The organism is Deferrisoma sp. (genome assembly GCF_054681715.1).
The window spans coordinates 24,458-49,719 of sequence record NZ_BAAHFQ010000014.1; the positions used below are offsets into that span (position 1 = coordinate 24,458).

General features: G+C 74.6%; 24 protein-coding genes. 19 read left to right on the forward strand and 5 right to left on the reverse strand.

Annotated features, from left to right (window positions below):
- Positions 1-66: 66 nt before the first annotated feature.
- Entirely contained in the window at positions 67-870 is an 804-nt protein-coding gene (locus ACY0I8_RS03925) for a DsbC family protein (protein WP_461393664.1), read from the reverse strand.
- An 875-nt stretch (positions 871-1,745) separates the two neighbouring features.
- Between ACY0I8_RS03925 and ACY0I8_RS03930 the strand changes: the two genes are divergently transcribed.
- The 19 genes from ACY0I8_RS03930 to ACY0I8_RS04020 are packed head-to-tail and all read left to right on the forward strand — an operon-like array spanning position 1,746 to position 21,782.
- Positions 1,746-2,552, forward strand: coding sequence for an ExeA family protein (locus ACY0I8_RS03930; protein WP_461393665.1), 807 nt, complete (start codon positions 1,746-1,748; stop codon positions 2,550-2,552).
- The gene (locus tag ACY0I8_RS03935; protein ID WP_461393686.1) at positions 2,549-3,493 is read left to right on the forward strand and encodes an HD-GYP domain-containing protein; all 945 of its coding nucleotides are present in this window, start codon (positions 2,549-2,551) and stop codon (positions 3,491-3,493) included. The genes ACY0I8_RS03930 and ACY0I8_RS03935 overlap by 4 nt, the downstream gene beginning before the upstream one ends.
- A 29-nt stretch (positions 3,494-3,522) precedes the next feature.
- Entirely contained in the window at positions 3,523-3,831 is a 309-nt protein-coding gene (locus ACY0I8_RS03940; protein ID WP_459939911.1) for a PqqD family protein, read from the forward strand.
- Positions 3,828-4,883: a radical SAM protein gene (locus ACY0I8_RS03945; protein WP_461393666.1), complete on the forward strand. Its 1,056-nt coding sequence runs from the start codon at positions 3,828-3,830 to the stop codon at positions 4,881-4,883. The genes ACY0I8_RS03940 and ACY0I8_RS03945 overlap by 4 nt, the downstream gene beginning before the upstream one ends.
- Positions 4,880-5,035, forward strand: coding sequence for a hypothetical protein (locus ACY0I8_RS03950; RefSeq protein ID WP_461393667.1), 156 nt, complete (start codon positions 4,880-4,882; stop codon positions 5,033-5,035). The genes ACY0I8_RS03945 and ACY0I8_RS03950 overlap by 4 nt, the downstream gene beginning before the upstream one ends.
- Complete coding sequence (locus ACY0I8_RS03955) at positions 5,032-5,874, forward strand: hypothetical protein (protein ID WP_461393668.1); 843 nt, start codon at positions 5,032-5,034, stop codon at positions 5,872-5,874. Before ACY0I8_RS03950 ends, ACY0I8_RS03955 begins: the two co-directional genes overlap by 4 nt.
- Positions 5,871-7,244: a nucleotidyltransferase family protein gene (locus ACY0I8_RS03960; RefSeq protein ID WP_461393669.1), complete on the forward strand. Its 1,374-nt coding sequence runs from the start codon at positions 5,871-5,873 to the stop codon at positions 7,242-7,244. Before ACY0I8_RS03955 ends, ACY0I8_RS03960 begins: the two co-directional genes overlap by 4 nt.
- On the forward strand, positions 7,241-8,233 hold the full coding sequence (locus tag ACY0I8_RS03965) for a polysaccharide biosynthesis/export family protein (protein ID WP_461393670.1): 993 nt from the start codon (positions 7,241-7,243) through the stop codon (positions 8,231-8,233). The genes ACY0I8_RS03960 and ACY0I8_RS03965 overlap by 4 nt, the downstream gene beginning before the upstream one ends.
- A 2-nt stretch (positions 8,234-8,235) precedes the next feature.
- Positions 8,236-10,338, forward strand: a complete 2,103-nt coding sequence (locus ACY0I8_RS03970; RefSeq protein ID WP_461393671.1) for a GumC family protein — start codon at positions 8,236-8,238, stop codon at positions 10,336-10,338.
- Positions 10,335-11,693, forward strand: a complete 1,359-nt coding sequence (locus ACY0I8_RS03975; protein WP_461393672.1) for an O-antigen ligase family protein — start codon at positions 10,335-10,337, stop codon at positions 11,691-11,693. The genes ACY0I8_RS03970 and ACY0I8_RS03975 overlap by 4 nt, the downstream gene beginning before the upstream one ends.
- Positions 11,690-12,892: a glycosyltransferase family 4 protein gene (locus tag ACY0I8_RS03980; RefSeq protein WP_461393673.1), complete on the forward strand. Its 1,203-nt coding sequence runs from the start codon at positions 11,690-11,692 to the stop codon at positions 12,890-12,892. The genes ACY0I8_RS03975 and ACY0I8_RS03980 overlap by 4 nt, the downstream gene beginning before the upstream one ends.
- Positions 12,889-14,271, forward strand: coding sequence for a hypothetical protein (locus tag ACY0I8_RS03985; protein ID WP_461393674.1), 1,383 nt, complete (start codon positions 12,889-12,891; stop codon positions 14,269-14,271). The genes ACY0I8_RS03980 and ACY0I8_RS03985 overlap by 4 nt, the downstream gene beginning before the upstream one ends.
- A 31-nt stretch (positions 14,272-14,302) precedes the next feature.
- Positions 14,303-15,634 carry a WbqC family protein gene (locus tag ACY0I8_RS03990; protein WP_461393675.1) on the forward strand — a complete coding sequence of 444 codons (1,332 nt, stop codon included), beginning with the start codon at positions 14,303-14,305 and terminating at the stop codon, positions 15,632-15,634.
- On the forward strand, positions 15,631-16,767 hold the full coding sequence (locus tag ACY0I8_RS03995; protein WP_461393676.1) for a glycosyltransferase family 4 protein: 1,137 nt from the start codon (positions 15,631-15,633) through the stop codon (positions 16,765-16,767). Before ACY0I8_RS03990 ends, ACY0I8_RS03995 begins: the two co-directional genes overlap by 4 nt.
- On the forward strand, positions 16,764-17,744 hold the full coding sequence (locus ACY0I8_RS04000) for a glycosyltransferase family 9 protein (RefSeq protein ID WP_461393677.1): 981 nt from the start codon (positions 16,764-16,766) through the stop codon (positions 17,742-17,744). The genes ACY0I8_RS03995 and ACY0I8_RS04000 overlap by 4 nt, the downstream gene beginning before the upstream one ends.
- On the forward strand, positions 17,741-19,216 hold the full coding sequence (locus tag ACY0I8_RS04005; protein ID WP_461393678.1) for an oligosaccharide flippase family protein: 1,476 nt from the start codon (positions 17,741-17,743) through the stop codon (positions 19,214-19,216). Before ACY0I8_RS04000 ends, ACY0I8_RS04005 begins: the two co-directional genes overlap by 4 nt.
- Positions 19,213-20,340 (forward strand): glycosyltransferase family 9 protein, encoded by a 1,128-nt coding sequence (locus ACY0I8_RS04010; protein ID WP_461393679.1) that lies wholly within the window; start codon positions 19,213-19,215, stop codon positions 20,338-20,340. Before ACY0I8_RS04005 ends, ACY0I8_RS04010 begins: the two co-directional genes overlap by 4 nt.
- Entirely contained in the window at positions 20,337-21,548 is a 1,212-nt protein-coding gene (locus ACY0I8_RS04015; RefSeq protein WP_461393680.1) for a glycosyltransferase family 4 protein, read from the forward strand. The genes ACY0I8_RS04010 and ACY0I8_RS04015 overlap by 4 nt, the downstream gene beginning before the upstream one ends.
- Before the next feature lie 51 nt (positions 21,549-21,599).
- Positions 21,600-21,782 carry a DNA gyrase inhibitor YacG gene (locus ACY0I8_RS04020; protein WP_461393681.1) on the forward strand — a complete coding sequence of 61 codons (183 nt, stop codon included), beginning with the start codon at positions 21,600-21,602 and terminating at the stop codon, positions 21,780-21,782.
- A gap of 222 nt (positions 21,783-22,004) precedes the next feature.
- Here ACY0I8_RS04020 and ACY0I8_RS04025 read toward each other — a convergent pair whose 3' ends face one another.
- The 4 genes from ACY0I8_RS04025 to ACY0I8_RS04040 all read right to left on the reverse strand — a co-directional run.
- The gene (locus tag ACY0I8_RS04025) at positions 22,005-22,463 is read right to left on the reverse strand and encodes a PaaI family thioesterase (RefSeq protein WP_461393682.1); all 459 of its coding nucleotides are present in this window, start codon (positions 22,461-22,463) and stop codon (positions 22,005-22,007) included.
- Positions 22,460-23,932 carry a class I adenylate-forming enzyme family protein gene (locus ACY0I8_RS04030; RefSeq protein WP_461393683.1) on the reverse strand — a complete coding sequence of 491 codons (1,473 nt, stop codon included), beginning with the start codon at positions 23,930-23,932 and terminating at the stop codon, positions 22,460-22,462. The genes ACY0I8_RS04025 and ACY0I8_RS04030 overlap by 4 nt, the downstream gene beginning before the upstream one ends.
- The gene (locus ACY0I8_RS04035) at positions 23,929-24,294 is read right to left on the reverse strand and encodes a VOC family protein (protein WP_461393684.1); all 366 of its coding nucleotides are present in this window, start codon (positions 24,292-24,294) and stop codon (positions 23,929-23,931) included. Before ACY0I8_RS04035 ends, ACY0I8_RS04030 begins: the two co-directional genes overlap by 4 nt.
- A gap of 56 nt (positions 24,295-24,350) precedes the next feature.
- A partial coding sequence (locus tag ACY0I8_RS04040) for an ABC transporter substrate-binding protein (protein ID WP_461393685.1) occupies positions 24,351-25,262 on the reverse strand: 912 nt, incomplete at its 5' end.

Sequence of the window (25,262 nt, forward strand, 5' to 3'; positions counted from 1 at the left end):
ACCCCAGAACGGTTCGGCATCCCGGACGTCCGGCGCTCCGCCAAGGCCTATGTGCTATGCACGGCGTCAGTGCTTGGCCGCCTCCTTTTTACCCCCGGTCTCCGGCGTGTCCAGGTACGAAAGGATGGTGGCGGCATCTTTGTAGCCGGGAACGACCCGGCCGTCGGGGAACACGAGGGTCGGGGTGGAGCGCACCCCGATCTGTTTCGCTAGCGCCTCGTTCTTCTCGATCTGGTCGGTCTCACAGGTCGGGTCCGGGATCGGCTTCCCCGCCAGGCTGTCCTCGAGCATCTGGGCCGATTTGGCGCAGATGATCGCCTGGGCCTTCTTGCGGGCGTTGGGGTGGATCTTCAGCGGCAGCATCTTGATGAAGAACGCCACGTCCGGCCGCTTCTGGACAACCTTTTTCATCTCGGGGTGCAACTTTTTGCAGAAGGGGCATTCGGGATCGTCGAACACCACAATCCGCGTGGGCGCCTCGGGATCCCCGATCACCACGGCGTCCTCCAGGGGGATGACGGAGGGATCGATCCGGTTCAGATCGATGTACCGCTCCCGGGTCACGCTGGTCATCTTTTCAAGATCGATGACGTCTCCGGTGATCACGAACCGCTTCGAGTAGTCGAGGAACACGGGGAGCTTCTGGCCTCGCTTTTCGACGTCCACCTCCCACATGCCCGGCACCGCGGCCTCTCGCACGCCGAGAACCTTGTCCACGAGCTTCCCCAGGGCCGCCTCCGCCTCCTTCTGGGTCAAGGTGTGGCAGTCGGAGCACTTTCCGGAGCCGCAACCGTCCGTCATGAAGGCAAGGGCGGAAAAGGACACAAGGGATAGGGCTGCCACCGAGAAGAAAACAACGACACGACGCATGTAACTCACCTCCCTGACCGCGACGGAATCCTGGGAACCGTCCACGGCCCCTTTCGCAACTCCCCGGGCCGGAACTCTCCTAGGGGCCGCGCAGGGACCGTGGGATCGGGCACTCTACCAAGCCCCGCGCAGGAGGGGAAGGGCGGCAAGGACCGGTCCAGACCGGGTCACGGTCATAACTTGACATAATATATCTTATCAGACGTTGCTTATCCGGGGCGGCATTGTCTCCTCCGCGACTGGGCGCTCTGATTTGGGTGGTTCCGTGTATTGGTTTCGGGTCGGTCAAGCCTTTGTGGGCTCCCGTTTCGGCCGACGGGTCGGCGTCGGAACCCGCGGATTCCTCCAACCCCCCGGGTTCCGCCCGGACCCGTCCCGGTACGACGCGTGCGAGCGTTCCCTTTGCCGCCCGACGGCGAGTCCCGGCGGTGTTCGGGAACCCGCAACCGCCCGGACCTCGCCGAAGCGTCCGCCATTGACCCACCGAAGGTGCCGCTTTCGGCCGCGACCGGACTGGCCCGGGGCTTTTTGCCGGGCGCGTCCTTGACGACGGTTCGGGGGCCGCCGGGGTTCGCCGCGGCCAGGGTTCGGCGACGTGACGAGTGTCCTCGGGTTCAGGGGGAACCTAGTTGCGATGGTCTGAACGGTGGGTTCTTGGGTATGCAACAACTACAGACAAACGGGAGAAATTACCGAATTGCGCACTATGTGACGATGGCATCTCGAAACCGCCTGAAATTCCAAAGAAACACAAGGTCGGCGTTGAGGTGTGAAACTTTGCGGTGGCAATGTGTGAAAAAACCCTAAAGTCTCTTTGCGCCCCCGCCGATCCGTGAGCCCGACGCGTCGGACCCCGCAATACCGGGAAGGGCCCCATGTACGAGACCTATTGGAACCTGCATGCCCCGCCGTTCGAGAACGTCCCGGACCCCCGGTTCTTCTACGCCTCGGAGGTCCACCGGGAATGCCTGGCCCGGGTCCAGTACGCCGTGAGCCGGCGCAAGGGTGCCGTGCTCGTGGTGGGCGACGTGGGGTGTGGCAAGACCCTGCTGTGCCGACGGTATCTGGCCACCCTGTCCCCGGGAGCCTACGACGTGGCCCTGCTCGTGCATCCGAGCCTCGATCCGGTGGGGTTCCTCCGGGAGGTGTTGCGGCAGTGGGGCGAGGCTCCCCGCGGAGACTCGAAGGACGAGCTCCTCGGGCAGGTCCGCGCGCGCCTGCTCCAGAACCACCGGCGGGGGGTCGAGAGCCTTCTCGTGGTGGACGAGGCCCAGGCGATTCAGGGGCTCGAGACGCTGGAGGAACTGCGCCTCCTTCTGAACCACCAACTGGACGACCGGTTCCTGCTCACGGTGGTCCTCCTGGGCCAGCCCGAGGTCCTCAACCGCATCCGGGCCCTGCCCCAGCTCCACCAGCGCATCGGCATCCGCGCCCGGCTCGGCCCCCTGACCCAGGACGAAACCGTGCGGTACGTGCTCACGCGGCTCAAGCGGGCGGGCGCCACCCGGTGCATGTTCCGGCCGCGCGCCCTAGCGGCCGTCTACCGGCTGTCCAGGGGCGTCCCCCGCGACATCAATACCCTGTGCGATCTCGCCCTGCTGCGGGCGTACCTGGAGCGGGCGCCCTTCGTGGAGGAGGCCCACGTGGCCTTCGCCGACGAGGAGGTGGTGTCGTGCGCATGATCGATCTGGTGGGCAACGGAAGCGCCGCGACCGCCCTGGAGCTCCGGGGCGGGGTGCCGCCCGTGGGATCCGGCGAGTCGCTTTACGAGGAGTTGGTGGAGGGGCTGGCCCGCGTGGCGGACGGGATCCGGAGGCGCTCCCGGGTGCGGCTCGGGCGGATCGTGGGCACGGTGTGCCGGTGGGCCCGGACGGGCGACCCGGACGGAGCCCTCCTCCGGAAGAGCCTGGAGCCCTATTCCCCGGAGGAGTTGATCGCCCGCCACTCGGCCAACGTCACCGTTCTGAGCCTCACGATCGCCCGGGCCATGGGGCTCGACGAGGCGTCCCGGGTCAACGTGGCGCTCGCGGCCGCGGCCCACGACCTCGGGATGGCGGCCCTGCCCGAGGACGTGGTGCTCAAGCCCTCGGCGTTTTCCGAGGGGGAGCGCCGCGTGGTCGAGGGGCACCCCTCCCTGGGGTTCCGGCTGTTGCGGAATCTGGGGCCCAGGGCCGAACCGGCGGCCCGCGCGGCCTTCGAGGAGCACGAGCGCGAGGACGGCAGCGGCTATCCCCGGCGACTGCGCGGCGACGCCATCTCTTTGGAAGCCAAGATTATCGCCGTGGCCGACACGTTCGAGGCCATGGTGCATCCCCGGCCCCACCGGCCGGCCATCCCGGCCCATGAGGCGGTGGAGGCCCTGGCCAAGCGGCTTCGCAGCCGGCTGGATCCCCGACCCGTCCGCGCCCTGGTGCGGGAGCTGACCCCGTTTCCTCCCACGACCCGCGTGCGTTTGAGCGACGGCCGCACGGGCACCGTGTGGGAGGTGCGGCCGTCGGCGCCGCTTCGGCCCGTGGTCCGGGCGTGGGAGTCCGGGGGGACCCGGAACGTCGATCTCCTGCGCCACCCGTCGCTGCGGATCGCCGAGGTTCTCCAAGACCCCCGCCCGGGGGAGCCCCACTGAGGCCTCCCACCCCCCGAAGGAGACGTACCATGCAGACCTTGATCCGGTTGGATCCGATCCCCCTTCCCCGCCCGTCCCGCCACGTGGCCGCGCGCCGGGTGGGATCCCAGATGGTCCTCGTGCCCACCGCGCGCAGGGCTTCCGAGCTCGGGTCGGTGTTCACCCTGAACGAGGTGGCCGCCCGGATCTGGGAACTCCTGCCCACGGCCCGGTGCGTGGACGAGATCGTGGACGCGTTGCTGGCCGAGTACGAGGCCGACCGGCTCATTCTGCGGGCCGACGTGCTCGGGTTTCTGGCCGACGGGATCGCGGCGGGGGTGCTGGAGGTCACGGAATGACCCCCACCGTTCCCCTGACCCTGTGGGCCCAGGAAACGGCCGACGAGTTCTGGGAACACCGGGTACCCGTGGAGGGCACCTTCGAGCTCACCCGGGCCTGCCCCTTCTCCTGCCCCCACTGCTACTGCCCCGAGGCCACCCCGGGCGCCGAGCTGACGACGCCCCAGATCCTCGGGCTCCTGGACGAGCTGGCGGAGGCCGGCTGCCTGTGGCTCACCCTCACGGGCGGGGAACCCCTGGCCCATCCGGGGTTCGAGCGGATCTACCTCCACGCCGTGGAGCGGGGCTTCCTGGTGACCCTGTTCACCAACGGGTTTCTGCTGGACCGCCGGGTGCGCGAGGTCCTGGCGTACCGGGCCCCGGCCTCGATCGAGATCTCGGTGTACGGGGTGTCGGAACACGGCTACGGCCGGGCCACCGGGCGGCCCGACGCCTGGCCCGCGGTCCGGGCCCACGTGGAGGCGGCCGTGGCCGAGGGACTCCCCGTCACGCTCAAAACGGTCCTCACCCGCGCCACGGCGCCCGAACTGGACGCGATGGCGACCTGGGCCCGGGACCTGGGCGTGGGGTTTCGGTTCGACCCCGCGATCAACCCGCGCCTCGACGGCGCCGCCCAGCCCCTGGGCGAGCGGCTCTCCCCCGAGGAGGTTTTGGCCGTCGAGGCCCGGTTCTCCGACCGGAGCGAGGCCTGGCGGGAGGCCTGCGCCCTTCCCTCGGGGGGCGCCGGACCGAACGGCCTGGGATGCGGCGCCGGCCGCACGGCGTTCCACCTCACGGCGGAGGGGGCCGTGACCCCCTGCCTGTTGCTCCCGGGGGTGGGGGTATCGGCGCTGGAGGGAGGGTTTCGGGCCGCGTGGGAGCGCGACATTCCCCGGATGCTGGACCTCCTGCCCCCCGGAAATCCCGAGTGCGGGGCCTGCGACCTGGGGAACCTGTGCGACCACTGCCCCGCCTGGGCCTTTCTCGAGCACGGCCGGTGGAACGCCAGGGTCGAGTACCTGTGCTCCCTGGCCCACGGCCGCGCCGAAGCCTTCGGGAGGAAGTGCGCGTGAACCGGAAACCTTACGCCAAGCCGGAGATTCGACGGGTGGAGCTGGCCGTGGAGGAGGCCGTGCTGGCCGCCTGCAAGACCCAGCGGTGGCAGCCGGCCCGGGGCCGGAAGTGGTGCCTGCACCCCTGGTGCAAGCAGAGGCTCGGGTCATGACGCCGGCGGCGCGGTTTCGGATCGGGGACGTGGTGGTCGGGGTGGAACGGCGGGACGGCGGGCTCCCCCTGGCTCGGCCAGCGTACGGGCCGTTCCGGGTGGAGCGGGAGGACGCGCCCCCGGACGTGGCGGTCACCGCCCTGCCCGGCCCGCCCCCCCCCGTTTCGGGGACGCTCCGGTTCCGGAGCGACGAGACCTGGAGCCTCTGGGAGGCGGGCGACGGGTTTCTCTTTCGCCCGGCCGAGGGGCCCGGTACGGCCTGGATCTCCGAGACGTTCCGGGAGGTGCGGGTGTACGGGCTGGACCCCGAGGCCCCGGTGCTCGACTACCCGCTGGACGAGCTCCTGTTCGTGCACCTCCTCCCCGACCTGGGCGGGGTGCTCCTCCACGCCTCGGCCGTGGTGCAGGGGGGCCGGGCCCTGGGATTCACGGGGGTTTCGGGCACCGGGAAGTCCACCATGGCCACCCTGTGGGCCTCGGCCCGGAGCGCGCCGGTGCTGAGCGACGACCGGGTCGTTCTCCGGGTCCGGGAGGACGCGGTGTGGTGCCACGGCACCCCGTGGCACGGCACGGCCGGCCGGGCCCTGGGGGGCGGCGCGCCGCTCGGGGCGCTCCACCTCCTGACCCAGTCCCGGGTGCCCTACCGCCGCCCCCCCGACCCCGACACCGCCCTGGCGCGGCTCTTGCCCTGCGTGTTCCTGCCCCACTGGGACCCCGTGCGGACCGCGTGGGCCCTCGAGGCCCTCCACCAGATCGTGACCCGGATCCCGCCGGAGGAGGTGGGATTCTTCCCCCATCCGGCGTGCCTCGACACCCTGTTCCCGAGGGAGGCCGCATGAGCCGAGCGCCCCTGCCCGATCGGGTGGTCCTGGTCCGGGGGGGCTCCATGGCGCCCTGCCTCCTGGCGGGCGACCGGGTGTTCGTCCGGCCGCCGGCCGAAGGGGAACCCAGGCCGGGGCAGGTGGCGCTCCTGGCCGGCCCGGTGCCGGTGCTTCACCGGGTGCTTCGCCGATCGGGCGGCACCCTCTGGGTGCGGGGCGACGCCCAGGCCGGGCCGGCCGAACCGGTTTCCGCCGGGAGGGTTCTGGGGGTGGCCCAGTGGCGGGTCCGGGACGGGCGCCTGGAGGACTTGCCCGGGCCGAGAAGGGCCCGGTTGCGCCTGCCGGGCCCGGCGCCCAAGACCGCCCCGGCCTGGGTCCGGTGGTGCCTGCCGGCCGACCCGCCGGAACCCCCTCCTCCCGAAGAGGTGGCCCGGTGGGCCCCGGCCGCCCGGCGCGAACGCCTCGCCCCCCTTCTGGCCCACCGCCTGGCCCCCGCCGGCCCCCTCCCCCCCGGACTGGAGCGGGAGGCGCTTCGCGCCGCGGCGGCCGAGGCGTTCCAGACCGGGCAGCTCGCCCGGGCCCTGGAGGCCCTGGGCCGGGCCGGGGTGGACGTGATGCCCCTCAAAGGGGTGTGGCTCGCCCACCGGGTGTACCCGGCCGCCCACCTGCGGCCCATGAACGACGCCGACCTGCTGGTGCCCCCCGGACAACGGGCCCGGGCCCACGAGGTCCTCGCCGCCCTTGGGCTCCGGCCCCTCGGGGAAACCGTGCCGGACGCCCGGCCCCCGGGCTCCCCCCTGCCCTCGACCCTCTACCGGGACCCCGAGGGCGCCTTCGCCGTGCACCTCCACTGGGACCTCGTGAACGCCACGGTGCCCCTGGCCCACGCCGGCCGGGGCCCGGATCCGTGGCGGGACGCCGCCCGCGCCGAACTGCTCGGGAGCCCGGTCTGGGAACCCCCTCCCGAGGTCCACGGGGCGCTGCTGCTCGAGCACCTCACCCGCCCCGGCCACCTCCTGCGCCCCCTGGTGCGGCTGGTGGACCTGGCCTGGTTCGAGGCCCGCTGGGGACGCGGCGCCCTGGACCGCGCCGCCCTCCTCGCCCAGGACACGGGCTGGGGCGGCGTCACGGCCGCCGCGCTGCCGGCGGTGCTCCGGCTCCTGCGGGACGGGTGCCTGCCCGGCCGCCGCGACAGGGTCCGGGTCGCGGGGGCCCACCTGCGGGGCCACGCCGGCCTTCGAAACAAGATGAACTTTGTGTTTCGAACCCTCGTTCCGGAGCAGAGGTTTCGCTCCTCTTCCCAAGGGGCGCGCGGGTCCGCCCCCCTGGTGGCCCTCCTGCGGGCGGCCCGGCTCGTCGGGGCCCTGGGGCCGGAGGTGGAACCGTGAGGGGCCTGGCCGCGGTGGCCCTCGTCCTGGGGGGCTGCGCCCTGGCGCCGCCGCCGGTGGTGGAGCTTCCGGCCGCGCCCCCGGCCGAGGTGACCGCACCGCCGCACACCCCGGAGCCGCCGCCCTCCCCTCCCCTGCCCCCCGATCCGGCGGAAAACCGGGTGTTTGCCTGCCGCGAGGGCCGCTGCGAGTACCGCCTGGGCCCGGGCGACCGGGTCGAGCTCGTGTTCCTGGGGGAACCCGAGCTGCCGGTGCGGCAGTTCCCCGTGGAGGCCGACGGGTACCTGGCCCTGCCCCACGTGGGCCGCCTCAAGGCCGGGGGCCGCACCCTGACCGAGGTCCGGGCGGAGGTCGAGGCCCGCCTGTCGCGCCTCCTGCGGGATCCCACGGTATCCCTGCGGCTCGCGGAACCCCGGGCCCACCGGGTGACCCTGCGGCTTCCCGACGGCGCCCAGGTCGTGGCGCTGGACGGCCTCACGCGGCTCGGCCCCTTCCTGGCCGGCCGGTACGCGGGACCCGAGCGGGGGCTCGTCACGGTGCGCCGCGGTGATGTGACGTGGCGCATCCCCCTGGCCGAAGCCCTGGACCCGACGGGAGCGGGACGGCTGGTGCTCGACGCGGGCGACCAGATCGCGGTGGCGCCGGAGGGGCCGGCCCGGTTCTACGTGATCGGCGAGGTGGAGCGCCAGGGCACCTATCCCCTGGAGCGCCCCACGGACGTGCTCCAGGCGGTCGCCCAGGCCGGGGGGTTCGGCCCCCGGGCCCGGCGCGATCTGGTGGCGGTGCTGCGCCCCGGGCCGGAGGGCGCCCGGGCGATCCCCGTGCGGCTCGGTTCCCCGGGGCCGCTCCTGGAGCCCGGCGACGTGGTGTACGTGGGCCGTTCCCGGGCCGGCGACTGGAACGCGTTCCTCGAGCAGATCCGGCCCACCCTGGAGGTGCTCAATCTCACCAGCGGCACCGGCCTGAACACCCGGAACCTCACGGAGTAGCGATGCGCACCCTGGATCTCGACCTGCCCCGCCTCGTGCGGATCCTCCGGCGCCGAGCCCTCGCCCTGGCGGCGAGCGCCGGGGTGGCCGCCGCGGCGGCGGGGTTCTCGGCCCGGATGACGGCCCCGCCCCCGGTGTTCGAGGCGGTCGCCACGGTCCGGTACGAGCGGGAGAGCACCCCCGTGGGGCTCTTCCTGGAGACGGTGTCCTGGTCGGCCGCCGACGAGATCGAAAGCCAGGCCGCCGTGATCGCGTCGTTCCCGGTGCTCGCCGAGGCGGCCCGCCGGGCGGGCCTCGTGCCCCCGGAACTGGACGACGAGGCACTTGCGGCGGCCCCGTCCCACGTGGCCGTGCTCGAGGACCTGTCGGGACGGGTCTCGGCCCAACGCCGAGGGGCCACGAGCCTCATCGACGTGCGGGTGCAGGACCAAAGCCCGGAGGGCGCGGCCGCCCTGGCGAACCACCTGGTGGCCGCGTACCGGGACCTCAACGCCCGCCAGAAAACCCGGCGGGTCCGGGCGGCCCGGGAGTTCATCGAGGCCCAGCGCCGGGCCACCGCCGAGCGGCTCCGGAGGGCCGAGGAGGAACTGCGGGCTTACCGGCAACGCACCGGGGTCATGGACCCGGGCATCCGGCTGGACCACGACCTCGAGGAGGAGGCCCGGCTGCGGCTCGAACTGGACCAGATCGAGGCGGCCCTTCAGGGGCTCCGGGGGACGGCCGACGCCGAGAACCCCACCGTCCGGGCCAGGGCCCAGACCCTGGTTGATCTGGAGGAACTCCGGGCCCGGCTCCTGGAGCGCTATACCCCGGAGCATCCTCAGGTGCGGGAACTGGAGGACCGGATCCGGGAGGCCCGCGAGGCCCTCGAAGGGGCCGTGGCCCAGGTCCGTGACGCCCTCGAAACCCGGCGCGCCGAGGTCCGCCGCCGCCTCGACGCCCTCGGGGACCGCCTGTCCGGCCTTCCGGCGGCCGCGCTGGGGCTCGCGCGCCTCGAGCGGGAGGTGAAGGTGGAGGAGGAGCTCTACAGCCTCCTCGCTTCCAAGCACCAGGAGGCCCTCATCCGGGAGGCCGAGCCCGTGCAGGAGGTGGCCCTGGTGCGGCCGGCCTTCCCGCCCACGGAACCGGTGAACGGGAAGAACCCGATGCTGCCCGTGGCCGGCGGGGGGATCGTGGGGCTCCTCCTGGGGGTGTTCTGGGTCCTGGGCGCCGAGAGCTTCGGCCACCGGGTGGAGGAGGACGAGCACCTCACTGAGCTCGTGGGCGCGCCCGTGCTCGCCGTGCTGCCCGCACCCCCCGAACCCCTGTGGCCCACCCTGCTCGAGGAGTTCTCGGCCGGCGACACCCCGCGGGTCCACGGTCTGCGGCGGGCCTGCTCCCGGGTGACCGGGGGCGGGGCCCCCGGGAACGGCCTGATCGGGGTGGCGCCCCTCCTTTCGGCCCACCGGGACCCGGCCGCCCTGGAGCTCGCCCTGGCCGCGTCTCTGAGCGGCCGCGGGGTGGCCCTGGTGGACGCCTCGTTCGAGACGCCCTGGCTCTCGGCGGCCCTGGGCCTTGCCGACGTGCCCGGCCTGGCCGAACTTGCCGGCGGCACGGCCGGCCCCGACGACGTCCTGTACGGCCCCTCCGACCTCCTCCTGGGGCCGATCGACACCGGCCACCTGACCACCTGCCCCGCTCTCGACGGGCTGTGGGTGGTGCCGGCCGGCGCCCGGCCCGCGTCCGGAAACGAGTTCCTCGCGACCCCGGAGGTTCGGCGGGCCCTGGCGGGCCTCCGGGATCGGTTCGAGGCGGTGTTCGTCGCCCTTCCCGGCATCGTGCCGGCGACCCCCGCCATAGGAGTCGCGCCGGTTCTGGACGGTCTGGTCCTGGCGTGCCCGCCCGCGCCCCTGCCCGCGGCCCCCCTCCGGGAGGCGGCGGAGCTCTGGGGCGGCGCCGGGGGCCGGGTCTCCGGCGCCCTGTGGCGCGCCCGGGCGGGCCGGGCCGCCCAGCGCCCGCTGGCCCGCCGGGCCGCCTGGGCCGTGGCCGGTGCCCTCACCACGGCCACGGTGGGAAGCGCCCTCTGGGTCACCGGGCGGCTGGGCCCCTGGGGAGGGGCGCCGTGAGGGCGGTCGCGCTTGCCCCGTCCCGGCCGGCCGGGCCCTGGGTCCTCGTGACCGCGGCCGTCCTCGGGGCCGCCTGCGGCCTGGCCCCCCTGGCCGGCACGGCGGCCCTCCTGGGGCTCGCGGTGGCCGCAGTGGGGTTCGGGTCGGCCGAGGCGGGGCTCGCCCTCCTCCTCGCGGCCATGCTGCTTTCGCCCGAGATCCCGCTCCGGCCGGGGGCTTCCGGTGGGCTGGAGACCGGCCGGGCCGTGACGATCCGCCTGGACGACCTCGTCGTGGCCGGGTACTGCGTGGGCCGGTTGGCCCGCATGGCCGTGGACCGGGCCGCCCGGTTCCGGATGCCGACCGCGGTGGCCCGGCCCGTGCTCGCGTACCTGGCCGTGTGCGCCGTGTCCACGGCCGCGGGTCTGGCGGCCGGCCGGGTCCGGCCCCTCACCGGCACCCTTTTCGTCCTCAAATACGCCGAGTATTTCCTGGTGTTCGCCCTGAGCCTGGAGCCCCTCTCCCGGCCCGGCCGGGCCGGGCGGTTTCTGGGCCTCTTTTTCGCCGTGGCCGCGGTGGTGTGCCTGTGGGCCCTCACCCAGGTCCCGGCCGGGGGACGGATCAGCGCCCCCTTTGAGGGGGATCCGGAACCCAACACCCTGGGGGCCTACGTGGTTCTCGCCGGGTGCCTCGCCGCCGGGCTCTGGCTGGAGGCCGGCCGGCCCTGGGCCCGGTGGGGGCCGTGGCTCCTCGGGCTCTTCGGCGTGACCCTGCTTCTGACCCTTTCCCGCTCCTCCTGGCTCGCCGCCGTCGCGGCCGCCGGGGTGTTCGTGCGCCACAGCCGGCGGCGGCTCTGGGTGGCCGGGGCGTGCCTGCTCGCCGCCGCCGCCCTGGTGGCCTTCCCGCCCCCGGCGGTCAAGGAGCGGGTGCTCCACACGGTCCGGGAACGAAGCTCCCAGCCCCAGGTGACGGTGGCCGGGGTCACCCTGGACGCCTCCACCTCGGCCCGGATCGAAAGCTGGGTCCAGGTGGCCCGAGACGCCCTGCGCCACCCGCTCCTCGGACACGGGGTCACGGGGTACGGCTTCGTGGACGCCCAGTACGTGAAGCTCCTGGCCGACACGGGACTCCTGGGTCTGGGGGCCTTCCTGTGGATCCTGGGGTCCCTGCGGGGGCGGGGCCGGGCGGCCGTGCAAAGCCCCGAACCCCTCCGCCGCGGCCTGGGGCTCGGGTTTCTCGCGGCCACATGGGGCCTCGGGGTCCACGCCCTGGGGGCCAACACCTTCATCCTCATCCGGGTGATGGAGCCCTATCTCTTCGCCGCCGCCTGCGTGGTGGCCATGGAGCCCAAGAGGGGCGAGGAGGAATCGCCGTGACCGAGTTGCGGATCTGCCACGCGGTGACCCGCCTGGACCGGGGGGGATCGGCCGAGAACACCCTTCGCACGGCGGTACACCAGGCCCGCTCCGGGCACCGGGTGTGGCTGGTGGCCGGGCCGAGCCACGAATCCGCCATGGGTCCCCGGGAGCGGGCGGCGCTGGAGGCGGAACTCGAGGCGGCCCGGCGGGCCGGGGTCCGCCGCGAGACGAGCCCCGCCCTCGTGCGCGCGGTTCGGCCCGCCCAAGACCTGGCGGCCCTCCTGGACCTCTGGCGGCGCCTCCGCCGGATCGGGCCCCATGTCCTCCACACCCACACCAGCAAGGCCGGGGTGCTGGGCCGCCTGGCCGGGCGCCTCGCGGGCGTGCCCTGGGTGATCCACACCTTCCACGGCCACGTGTACGAGGGGTACGGAAGCCGCCTCGCCTCGGCCGCGTTCCTCTGGGTGGAGCGGGCCCTGGCCCCCCTGGCCGACCGCCTCGTGGCCCTGACCCCCCGGGAGAAGGCCGACCACCTCCGCCGGGGGGTGGGACGGTCGGACCAGTTCCGGGTGGTGCCGAGCGGGGTGCCCCTGGACCGGTTCCGGTCCCGGCCTCCCCGGGCCGCGTCCCGGGCGAGCCTGGGCCTTCCCCCCGACGCCTTCCTGGTGGGGTCGGTGGGCCGGCTCATCCCGCTCAAGGGCCACGACCTGCTGGTGCGGGCCCTCTCCCACCTGCCGGAGGACGTCCACGCCGCAGTGCTCGGGGAGGGGGAGGAGAAGCCGGCCCTCGAGCGCCTGGCGGCCGAACTCGGGGTGGGCCATCGGCTCCACCTCCTGGGCTGGCGCGACGACGTCCCGGGGTTTTTGGCGGCGGTGGACGTGCTCGCCATGCCGTCCCGCAACGAGGGCATGGGCCGGGCGGCCGTGGAGGCCATGGCCGCGGGCCGGCCCGTGGTGGCGGCGCGGGTGTCGGGCCTCGCCGACGTGGTGGCCCACGGGGAAACGGGGTTCCTGGTGCCCCCGGAGAACCCCGGGGCCCTGTCCCGGGCCCTCGAGCGGCTCCGCCGGGATCCCGGCCTGCGGGCCCGGATGGGGGAGGCCGGCCGGAAGCGGGCCGAGGGGTTCAGCCTGGAAACCATGCTCGCCCTCCTCGACGATCTGCTCGAAGAGGCGCGGGCCCGGCTGGGGGCCGTGTGCCCCCAGGGGGTGGGACCGTGATCCGGGTCGCGCTGGGGGCCCTGGTCCTCCTGGCGGCCGCTCCGGCGGCGGCCCGGCCGCTCGTGGTGGCCGCCCACGTGCACACGGTCTGGTCCGGCGGGGCCCACACCCCCGAGGAGATCGGCCGGTTGGCCGCCGAGCGCGGCGTGGACGCCGTGCTCCTGGCCGACCACGACCTGGTGCGGGCCGTGTGGGGCGTGCCGCCCTTCGAGCACCTCCTGGCCTGGCGGGTGGACCGGCCGAGCGTCCTCGCCCGCGGCCCGGCCGCCTACCTGGCCGAGGTCGCGGCCGCGACCCGGGCGACCGGGGTCCTGCTGGTGCCCGGGGCTGAGGTGTCGGCCCACGCCCGGTGGGAGGGGCTTCCGGGCGACCTCGCGCTCCGGGGCTGGAGGCGGCACCTGCTGCTCTACGGCCTGGCGGATCCCGAGGCCTGGGAGGACCTCCCGGTCCCGGGGAACACGGGGCGGGTCCGGTGGGACCGACTCCCCTGGGGGCCCCTGGTCGGGGCCGGCCTCGGGCTTCTTGTCTCCCTGGGGCTCTGGGCCTCGGCCCGGCGCCCGGGGGAGCGCAGGTGGGCCGCCGGCCTGGCCGCGGTGAACCTCCTCGGCCTGGGGCACCTCGCCCTCACCCCGGCGGTTCCCTGGCCGGTGCAGGGGCCGGCGGCCGTGCGGGCCGGGTGGGCCCCGTACCAGGCCGTGATCGACCACGGCCGGGCCCACGGCGCCCTGGTCGTCTGGGCCCACCCGGACGCGGCGCCGGCCGACGAGCGGGTCGGGGAGGGGCTCGCCTCGGCCACGCTCCGGGACGAGCCCTACCCCGAGGCCCTGGTGGCGACCCGCGGGACCCACGGGTTCGAGGCCCTGGTGGCCGGGCCCTCCCCCTCGGCCGACCCCGGGGGGCCCTGGGACGCCGCCGCAACCCGGAGCGCCGCGGCCGGAGAGGCCCCGCCCTGGGGGTTCGCCGGCCAGGACCTCCACCGGGACGGCCGGGCCGGTTGGCTGGGGGAGATCGTGCTCCTGGTCGACGCGGCCGAGGCCTCCTGGCCCGCGCTCCGGGAGGCCCTGGCGGCCGGCCGGTTCACCGTGGCCCGGCGGGAACCGCACCGGGAGGCCCACGTCGCCTGGTTCTCCCCCGCCCCCGACGGCGCCTCGGTCCGGGTCCGGATCGAGGGCAGCCCCGGCCTCGAGGCCGCCCTGACCCTGGTGGCGGCCGGCCGGCCGGTGGCGCGCGCCCGGGTGCGGGTTCCGGCCGAGGTGACCCTCCCCCTGCCCCCCGCGCCCTCGCCCCAGCCCGTGCGGCTTCGGCTTGAAGGGCCGGGCGCCCTCCGGGCCCTCACGAACCCCGTCCTCGTCCCGGCCGCGCCGCCGAAGCGGTCCTGATTCCCCAACAGGGAGCGAAAGGAGTCGTTCCATGATCGTCGCCGTGCACCAGCCCCAGTACCTGCCCTGGCCGGGGTTGTTCGACAAGATGGCCCGGGCCGATCTCTTCGTGTTCCTCGACAACGTGCAGTTCGTGCCCCGGGAGTGGCAGAACCGGAACCGGATCCGCACCTGGCAGGGGTGGCAGTGGCTCACGGTGCCGGTCCACGGCGGGGGCCGCCCGCTCATCCGGGACGTGCGCATCGACGCCTCCCGGGGCTGGGCCGAACGGCACCTGCGCACCCTCGAGGCCAACTACAAGCGCTGCCCGGGGTACCCCGAGGTCATGGGATGGCTCGAACCGCTGCTGCGCCGACCCTGGTCCCACCTGTGGGAGCTCAACGTGGCCGTGACCCGCGCCATGGCCCGGGCCCTGGGCATCACCACCCCCACCCGGGTGGCCTCGGACCTGGGCCCCCTGCCCACGGGCGCGGACAACCGGATCCTGGCGATCTGCGAGGCCGTGGGGGCCCACACCTACCTGGCCGGCGCCGGGGGCCGGAACTACATGGACCTGGGGCGGTACGAGGCCGCCGGGGTGCGGGTGGAGTTCCAGGCCTTCACCCCCCCCCGTGTACCCCCAGGTCCAGGGCGAGCCCATCCCTGGGCTCTCGGCCATCGACCTCTTGTTCCAGCGCGGGCTCGAAACCCCGGAAAGGAGCGCGGCATGAGGATCCTCGCCATCGGGGCCCACCCCGACGACATCGAGATCGGCTGCGGGGGAACCCTGGCCAAATACGCCCGGGGGGGGCACGACGTCTACCTCATGGTGCTCACCGGCGGCGACCGGGGCGGCGACGCCGGCACCCGGCGGGCCGAGCAGGAGGCCGCGGCCCGGGCCCTCGGGGCCCGGGAGCTCCTGTGGGGCGGGTACGCCGACACGGAGCTGCCCCTTGCGTACAACGAGGTGATCCAGAAGATCGAGGGGGCCCTCAAGCGGGTGCGGCCCGACTTCATCTTCGTGAACTACTTCGAGGACACCCACCAGGATCACCGCACGCTGGCCGAGGCCACGCTGTCGGCCACCCGGTACATCCGAAACGTCCTGTTCTACGAGGTGCCCACCACCCGGGACTTCAACCCCACCGTGTTCGTGGACATCGAGCCGGTGTTCGCCGAGAAGCTCCGGCTGCTCGAGTGCCACGCCTCCCAGGTGATGCGCACGAACTGCGAGGGGGTGAGCATCCTCGAGGTGGCCCGGTCCTCGGCCCATTTCCGGGGGGTCCAGGGCCGGGTGCGCTACGCCGAGGGGTTCGTGTGCCTGCGGCTCTTCATCAACGTGCTCGACGGAACCGAACCCGGGCTCCAGGAGGTGGCGGCATGAGGGCCGAGGATCGAAGCGCGCTGGCCTGGGGGGCCGGGGTGGCGGGGGCGGGCCTGGGGCTCCGGTTCGCGGGGGCACCGGGGTGGCTCGCCGCCCTGGTCCTGGCCGGGGGGCTCGGGCGGCTCCTCATTCCCCTGGCGGGCCGCCTCGCCCGGGGCATGGGCGCCGTGGACAAACCCGGGCCCCGCCGGATCCACCGCACGCCCACCCCCCGGCTGGGCGGGGTCGCCGTGTTCCTCGCCTTCCTCGCCGCCCTCTGGGCCGGCGGGGGATTCGCCCCGGCCGTCCGGGGGGTGGTGTTCGCGGCGGCGGTCATCTTCGCCCTGGGCGCGGCCGACGACGCCCGGGGGCTTCCCGCGGGCCTCCGGCTCCTCGTGCAGGCCGTGGCCGTGGGCATCCTGGTCCAGGCCGGGGTGGTGGTGAAGCTCGTGCCCCCCAAGGCGGCCGCCTGGTGGTGGGCCGTGGACGTCCCCCTCACCTTCCTTTGGATGCTGGCCGTCACCAACGCCTTCAACTTCCTCGACGGGATGGACGGCCTGGCCGGAGGCCTGGGCGTCATCGCGGCCGGGGTCCTGGGGGTGCTCGCCTGGCGCACCGGCACCCCCGGCCTCGGGGTCGCCACGGCGGCCCTGGCCGGGGCCGCCCTGGGGTTCCTCCCGGCCAACTGGCGGCCCGGCCGGCCGGCCCTCATTTTCCTGGGGGACTCGGGATCCACGTTCCTCGGGTTCACCCTGGGGGCCCTGGCCATCGTGGGCGACTGGTCCCCGGCCCGCCCCCTCGTGTCGGCCTGCGTCCCGGTGCTCGTGTTCTTCGTGCCGCTGTTCGACCTGGCCTACACCAGCGTCGAGCGGTTCGCCACGGGGAAGGTCTCGACCCTAGGGGAGCTTCTGGCCTACGCCGGCACCGACCACATCCACCACCGCCTGGCCGCGGTGTTCGGAAGCCGCACCGCGACCGTGGTGTTCATCCACGCCTTCGCGGCCACCGTGGGGCTCGCGGCCGTGGCCCTGCCCCGGGCCGAGGGGGGGCCGGCGGCGGTGCTGCTCGTCCAGGTTCTCGGCGTGGCCGGGCTGGTTTCGGCCCTGGAGGTGGCGGCCCGGCGGCGGCTCGCGCTGCGGGAGGACCGGCCGTGACCCGGATCGTCGCCGTGATGCTCGGGGGCATCGGGAACATGGTGCTCCTGACCCCGGCCCTGAAGGCCCTGGCCCGGGCCCACCCGGGGGCCCGGATCGACGCGGTGGTGGCCTCGGAAGCCGCCTGGTCCGTGGTGGAGCGCGCCCCCTTCGCCGGCCGGGCCTTCCGCTACCGGAGCGGGCGGGACCTCCCGCGCCTGATCCCCTGGCTGCGGCGCCCCCGGCCGGATCTCTTGTTCGTGGCCACGGGGCACAACCCGGCCAAGGCCCGGTGGATCGCCCGGCTCGCGGGGGCCCGGGCCACGGCCGGGGAGGGTCCGGGGTTCACCCACCCGGTGGCGCCGGACTTCCGGATCCACGAGGTGCCGGCGAACCTGCGGATCGTGGCCCCCTTCGCCCCGGACCGGGAGGTCCCCGATCCCGAGGTCTGGACCACGGAGGACGACAGGGCCCAGGCGGAGACCGTGCTTTTCCGGCACTGGGGCCCCGGGCCCCGGGTGGCCCTCCAGGCCGGGTGCGGGGCGGGCCTCGCCTTCAAGCGCTGGCCGGGCGAGCGGTTCCGGGCGCTCGCCCGGCGCCTCGCGGCCCAGGGCTGCTCCGTGGCCTGGCTCGCCGGCCCCGGCGAGGAGGACCAGGTGGCGGCCCTTGCCGAGGGGCCCGTGATCCCCCCGGTGCCGATCCGGGTGGCCGCGGCGCTCCTTGCCCGCCTCGACCTCCTGGTCACCAACGACTCGGGCCCCATGCACCTGGCCGCGGCCGTGGGAAAGCCCACGGTGGCCCTGTTCGGCCCGACCCACGAGGCCCGGTTCGGCCCCTGGGGGGACGGGCACCGGGTGCTCTCCCGGCCCCTCCCCTGCCGGCCCTGCTACCCGCCCCGCCGGAGCTGCCCCGACCGCCGGTGCCTCACCGCCCTTTCGGTGGAGGAGGTGGAGGCCGCGGCCCTCGACCTCCTCGGGCCGCGGAGGGCCGTGGGATGAGCGGGCTCGCCCGAAGGGGGCTTTGGACCGTCGGGGCCCGACTCGTGTCGGCCGGGGTCGGGTTCGGCCTCACCCCCTACGTGGTGGGCGTGCTGGGGCCGGAGCGGTTCGGGCTGTGGTCGCTCGTGGCCGTGGCCGTGAACTACGCCGGATTCCTGGACCTCGGCGTGTCCTTCGCGTACGTGCGGGAGCTGGGCCGCCACCTGGGGGCCGGCCGGCCCGACCGGGCCCGGGCGGCCCTGTCGAGCGGCACCCTCTTCTACCTCGCGTTCCTCGGGGTCGTGGTTCCCGCGGCCTGGGTGGCCGCCCCCGTCCTCCTCCCCCTCCTCGGGGTCGGCCCGGCCGACCTCCCCCTGGCCCTCCGGGTGTTTCGCGGGGTGGCCCTGGTGCTCGCGGTCCGCCAGGCCACGGCCGGATGGCGGGGGCTCCTCTTGGCGGCCGAGCGCCACGAGGCCGCCGCCCGGGTCGTGATGGTCTCCGCGCTCCTCCACGGGGGGCTCACGGTCTGGGTGCTCCGAACCGGCTGGGGGCTCGACGGGCTGGTGGCCGAGGCGCTCATCCAGGCCGGGTTCTGCGCCGCCGCCTACGGCGCCCTGTGCCGGAAGCATGTGCCATCGGTAAGGCTGGTGCCACAGTGGGTTAGGCTTTCCGACCTCAAGCCCCTTGTGAGCTATGGCCTCCGGCTCCAGGGCACCGCGCTGGCGGACCTCGTGAACGGCCAGGTGGACAAGCTCCTCCTGGGGGCCTTCGTGGGGCTCGCGGCCGTGGGGCACTACGAGGTGGGGGCCAAGATCCCGCTCCAGGCGGCGTGGCTCCCCTGGTTCCTGGCCATGCCGGCCGTGGCGGCGGCCGCCCGGCACGCAGGTCGTGCGGCCGGGGTGCTGGAGGAGGCCTGGCGCCTCACCGTGCCCCTGGGGCTTCCCCTGGGCCTCCTGCTCCTCCTGGAGCCCGGCACCCTCCTCACGCTCTGGATGGGGCCCGGCGCCTGGGACCCGGCCTCCGCCGCCGTGCTCTCGGCCCTGGCCGCGTTTCCCCTGGCCTCCGCCCTCACCTCCCCCGTGCGCGCGGTGCTCCGGGGCTCCGAGGTGCCCCGGCTCGAGCTTCGCGCCGGGCTTCTGGCCGCCGGGGCCAACGCCCTGGGCTCGGTCCTCCTGGTGCCCCGGTTCGGGCTTCCGGGAGCCCTGTCCGCCACCGTAACCGCCGCGGTCGCGGCCCAGGCCGGGTTCCTGTGGGCCGGGCTCCGGCGGGTCTACGGGCCCCGGATCCCCTGGACCACCCTCGGGGGTCCGGTGGCCCGCGCCGTCCTGGCGGCGGCGGCGGTCTGGACGGTGGGCTCCGTCCTTCCCGCCCCGGGAGGGCGGGGGGCCGCGGCCCTGCGCCTGGCCTTCGCGGCCGCCCTGTTGTTCGCCCCGTCCGTCCTCGAACGCGTCCTCATCGGCTCCCGCGTCCGGGCGCCGGAGGCGGTCCGGTGATCCGCCGCCTCGCGCCCCTGTGCCACTGGGTCCGGGCCCGGGCAGCCGCCCCGGGACCGCGCCTCGGGCCGGTGCGGCCCGCCGAGGCGGCCGGCCTGGCGGTCTTCTTTCCCCACCGCCTGGGCGATCTGGTGCTGGCCTCGCCCACGATCGAGGCCCTGGCCCTGGCCGCGGCGGGGCGGCCGGTGGCGCTCCTGTGCCGGCCGGGCCTCGCGTCCCTGGCCGGGCGGATCCCGGGGCCGGACCGCGTCCTCTCGGTTCCGGCCGGCGCCCCCCCGAAGGACGTGGCCCGGCGGTTGCGGGAGGTCCTCCCCGCCGGCAGCGCCTTCGTGGACCTCACGGCCGACGAGGACCTCCAGGGCGTGCGGATCGCCCGGGCCCTCGGGTGGCCCGCGGCCGGGTTCACGACCCGGGGCCGGGGCCGGATCTTCGGCACCCGGTTCGGCTCGGCCCGCACCCCCGAGCACTTCTGGCGGGTGGTGGCCCGGGCGGCCGACCACCTTTGTCCCGGCGTGCCTGTGGGGCTTCCCCGCCTGTTCCCCCGCCCGGCGGAGCGGCAGGCGGCCGAACGGCACCTCGGTCTCGGGCCGGCGGACCGGGCCCGGCCCCGGGTCGCCCTGGTGCCCGGCGGCACCTACCCGAGCCAGCGCTGGCCGGCCGAGCGGTTCGGCCGGGTGGCCGACGAACTGGCCCGCCGGGCCAGCGCGCGGGTGTTCGCCTTCGGGACGCCCGGGGAGCGGGACCTGGTCCGGACGGCGGCCGGCACCACGGGCGTCGCGGTCTGCGACCTCGACCCCTCGCGGCTCGTCGACGCCATGAGCCTCATGGACCTCGTGATCTCCAACAACACCGGCCCCCTGCACATGGCCGCGGCCCTGGGCGTTCCCACGGTGTCCCTCCTGGGCCCGACCGATCCGGTGCGGTTCTGGCCCCTGGGGTCCGAAAACCGGGTGCTCTGCCCTCCGGTCTCCTGCCGGCCCTGCGGGCGGGGCGCCTGCGCCGACCACCGGTGTCTGGCGGCCATCGGGGAGGATGAGGTTCTGGCCCCGGCCCTGGAGATCCTCGGCGCCGCCCCGGGCCCCTTGGGAGCCCTTCGGCACGAACCCGAGGGGGCCGAGCGATGACCGTGAACCCCGCGCCCAACCGGGGACCGGCCCCGCCCCTCCGCTCGCTCCACCTGAGCGACCAGACCCGGGCCGACCTGGGGGGGCAGCAGAGCCTCCTGGGGCTCGTGGCAGGGCTAAGGGCCCGGGGTCACCGCCCTTTGGTCGCGCTGCCGGCGCCGGGGCCCCTCTCCTCGGCCCTCGACGCCCACGGGATTCCATGGACGTCCGGCCCCCTGGGGCCCGGCTCCCGGGGTCCCGCAGGGCTCGCCCGCCGGGTCTCGTTTCTGCGGCGGGAGATCCGGCGAACCGGGGCGGCCGTGGTGCACGCCGACCGGCCGCTCAGCGCCTTCGCCGCGGCCCTTGCGTGCCGGGGGATCGGGGCCCGCGCCGTGTGGCACGTGCGGGTCCGGGAGCCCGATCCCCTGTTCGACCGCCTTTTGCCCCGGCTCGTGGACCGGATCGTGGCGACGAGCCGCGGCGTGCTGGAGCGGTTTCCCCCGGCCGTTCGCCCCCGGGTCGCGGTGGTCTACAACGGCCTGGACCTCGAACGGTTCCGGCCGGCGGGGCCGCCGGAGGCCCCGCCCCTCGTGGGGTTCGTGGGTCAGTGGATCCCGCTCAAGGGGGTGGACGGGTTCCTGGAGGCGGCGCGGACCGTCGCGGGGCGGGTGACCGGTGTCCGGTTCCTGGTGGTGGGGTCCGGCTCGGGGGAATACACGGAACGACTCCGCACCCTGGCCCGTCCCCTGGGGGGGCGGGTTGAGTTCGCGCCCCCGACCCCCCGGCCCGAGGGCCTCTACCCCCGACTTACGGCCCTCGTGGCCCCCACCCGGGAACCCGGGGAGGGGTTCGGCCGGGTGGCGGCCGAGGCCATGGCCTGCGGGGTGCCCGTGGTGGCGAGCCGGGTGGCGGGGCTTTCGGAGGTGGTGGCCGACGGGGAGACCGGGCTGCTCGTGCCCCCGGACGATCCGGCCGAACTGGCCGGAGCGATCGAGAATCTTCTCCGGGATCCCGTCGAGGCGGCGGCCCTGGGCCGGGCCGGCCGGGCCCGGGCCGAACGGCTCTTCTCCCTCGAGGCCCACGTCCGGGCGATGGAGGAGGTGTTCCGGTTCCCCCCTCACCCCGGCCCTCTCCCCCAAGGGGGAGAGGGAGACAGACGGCGCCCGGCTCCTCGCCGGGCAAAGCGGCTCCATTTTCCCTGGTGGGAGGGGGGCAGGGGGAGGGGATAACCACGACGGCCCCTTTTCTCGGCCCCGGGCGGTTCGGTATCCTTCGCCGCCATGACCGTGCGCTGCCCCACCTGCAAAGCCCCGACCCCCTGGGAGGGGAACCCCTACCGGCCGTTCTGCTCGGAACGGTGCCGCGCCGTGGACCTCGGCCGCTGGTTCCGGGAGGAGTACCGGATCGAGGCCGAGGAGGACGACTCCGACCTCGCCCCGGACCCGGAAGACCCCGTCCACTGAGGGCCCCGGGGTTGGGCCCCTCACCCCGGCCCTCTCCCCCTCGGGGGGAGGAGGGAGACAGACGGCGCTCGGTTTTCCGCCGGGCAACGCGGTCCTCCCTCCCCCGGTGGGAGGGGGACGGGGGGAGGGGGAGAAGGAGGGACCCGCTTGCCTGCGGCCCGGGGCCGGGGACTCGCGGTCGGAGGCGAAAGGACGAGACCCTCACGCCCCGGCCCGGAGAAGCTAGTCCCCCTTCCCCTCCTCGTCCAGGAACGGCACCGGGGTGCCTTTGCGGTAGGCCAGGGCCTGGGCCGCGGCCACCACCTCGCCGTCCTCTCGCACCACCCGGATGTGGTAGGTGGCGGTGCGGCGGGTGAGGGCCACCTCCCGGGCCTCGGCCACCAGCCGCTCCCCGGGCCGCGCCGCGTTCACGTAGGTCACCGAGAGGTTCAGGGCGAAGGCCGTGACCCCGTGGGAGTTGCAGGCGATCTGGAACGCCTCGTCCAACAGGCTAAAGAGCGCCCCCCCGTGCACGGTGCCGAAGAGATTGGTCATCTCGGGGGTGGGAACCATCTCCACGCGGCACCCGCCGGGTTCCACGTCGAGGAGCCGAAGGCCCATGTGCCGGGCGTAGGGCTCGGACCGGCTGGCCCGGGCGATCGCCCGGCACGCGGCCTGGGGGTCGGGATCGGGTCGGGTCATGGAGATGTCGCCTTTCCGAAGGCCCGCAGGGCCTCCTTTCGGATCTTTCCCAGTTCGGTGCGCGGCAGCGCGTCGAGGAACACGATCTCCCGGGGGCACTTGAACCGGGCGAGACGGCCGGCGCACCAGGCCAGGATCTCCTCGGCGGTGGCCGGGGCGCCGGGCCGAAGCTCCACGAAGGCCCGGCCGGCCTCCCCCCACACGGGGTCGGGCATCCCCACGACCGCCGCGTCGGCCACGGCCGGATGCCCCCGGAGCACGGCCTCCACCTCGGCCGGGTACACGTTCTCGCCGCCGGAGATGTACATCTCCTTGGCCCGGCCCGCCAGGTACCAGTAGCCCCCGTCGTCCACCCGGGCGAGGTCCCCGGTGTGAAACCAGCCCCCCCGCAGGGCCTCCCGGGTGAGACCTGGATCCCCCCAGTACTCCAGGAACACGGCGGGACCCCGCACCCGGATCTCGCCCCTCCGCCCCAAGGCCACCTCGGCGTGGCGCACCGGCCGGCCGAGGGTGCCGGGGCGTTGCCGGAGATCCTCGGCCGAGGCCCAAAGCACGATGGAGGTCTCGGTTTGCCCGTAGAGTTGGCGGATCTCCACGCCAGCGCCCAGGCAGGCGCCGATGAGGTCCGGCGGCACCGGCTCTCCCCCCACCCCGCAGGCCCGAAGCCCCGCAAGGCAGCCCGGGCCCCCCGCCTCCAGGACCCGGCGGAGCACCGTGGGCACGGCCAGGAAATGGGTGATGCCCCCCTCCCGGAGGTCCCGGGCCACCGCGGCCGCGTCGAACCGGGGGTGGAGGATCACGCTCGCGCCGGCGTAGAGCGCCGGCACCACCTGGATGAAAAGCCCGCCGGAGTGGAACAGCGGGAGCACCACGAGCATCCGGTCCCCGGGCCCGAGGCCCAGGAACTCCTGGGCGTTCAGCGCGTTGAAAAACCCCTTCCGCACGGGGAGCAGCGCCCCCTTGGGCCGGCCCGTGGTCCCCGAGGTGTAAAGGAGGGCCTGGGGCGCATCGGGCGTTCCCGGGCCCCGCGTCGTTCCGCCGCCCTCCCCCGCCCCTTCTCGGAACCCCACGGCGCGGCCCGAGGCCAGCACCTCGGGGGCCAACCGTTCCCGCAGGCCGGGTTCCACCACCACTAGGCGCGGCTCCGCGTCGTCGAACCGATGGCGCGTCTCTTCCGGGGCGAGCCGCGCGTTCCAGGGGTTGAACACGGCCCCGACCCGGCTTGCGCCGAGGAACAGGAAGACCACGTGGGGATGGTTCCGGTGGAACGAGGCCACCCGGTCCCCCGGCCCCACGCCCAGGGACCGGAGCCACCGGGCGGTTTCCCCCGCCTCGGCCTCGAGATCCGCCCAGGTCCAGACCCTCTCGCCGAACCGCAGGGCCTCCCCCCGGGGCCGCCGGGCCGCCCAGGTGGCGACCCACCGGTCCGGCGCCATGGCCCGGGCCAGGGCCCTCGCGCCCCGGGTCATGCGGGCCCCTCCACGAGTTCCAGGAGCCGGCCGCTCACCGGGTCCGCGAGAAACGCGATCGAGCCGTGGAGTCCCGGGCGGGGGAAGCCGTCGAGCACCCCGAAGCCCGAGGCTTGGAACCGCGCCATCGCATCCCCGAGGTTCGGGACCCGAAGGGCCAGGTGGTGGAGCCCGGGGCACGGCCGGGTCACCCGGGGGTCGAGGCCGGGCACGTCCCCCCGGAACGAAAGCACCTCCACCGTTCCCCCGAGATACACCCGGGCCCGGAGCCCCACCTCGGGGATTTCTCGCGGCTCGTAGGGGCCCAGCAGCCGGCCGAAGGCCTGGGCCGCGGCCTCCAGGTCGGCCACCACGAACCCCACGTGATCGAGCCGGGCGGGGGCCGAGGCCCCCGCCCGGGTTCCGTGGCCTCCCCGGCTCAGAGCGGGGTCTCCACCAGCTTGCCGTCCCGGATGCCGAGCCATCCGCTGATCGGCACAAACCGGCCGCCCTGGACCTCCACCATGAACCCCTCGTCCTGGGCCAGGTGGTCGTCGGGCCCGAAGCTCACCGGACGGATGATGCCGTTCTCCCAGTTTTGGATGGACTCCAGGGCAGCGATGAGCCCCTCCCGGGTCAGATCCCGGCCGGCCCGCTGGAGCCCCTCACAGAAGAGCTTCGTGTAGAAGTACCCGTACAGGTTGTACCGGTTGGGCTCGTGGCCGGGCCGGTATTTCCGGAGGATCTCCCGGTACTCCTTCATCGCCGGGCTCTCGTCCCGCACCGGGTCGGGCCAGAGCGAGAGGCCCCAGACCCCCTCGCCGACCCCGCCGGAGAGCACCAGGAACTTCTCGTCGGTCAGGGGCCCCGAGGAGATGAGCTTCGTCTTTTTGAGACCGATCTTGGCGGCCTCCTTGAGCACCTGTGCCCCGGGGCCCGGCACCAGGGCCAGGAGGCAGGCGTCCAGGTCGGCTTGGGCGATCTTGGCCACCTGGGGCGCCACGTCGGTGGCCCCGCGCTTCACGGACTCCGCGACCGCCACCTCGAGGCCCTTGGCCTTGAGTTCCGCCGTCAGGGTGTCCAGGAAGAACTTTCCGTAGGCGTCGTCCTGGTAGATGATGCCGATCCGCTTGAACCCCTTCTTCTCCGTGAGCCACCGGGCCACGATCTGGGTCTGGGTGTCGTAGTAGGTGAACGAGGTGAAAACATATTTCTGGTTCTTCCGGCAAATCGTTAGGTGCCCGGGGGTGGAGGTCGAGCAACCCCTTTCGACATGATCGCCATGGTTCCAAAGAAAGAGTCGCCGCCATGCGGCCGATCCTGTGGGTTGGAACCACCTACACGATCGGAG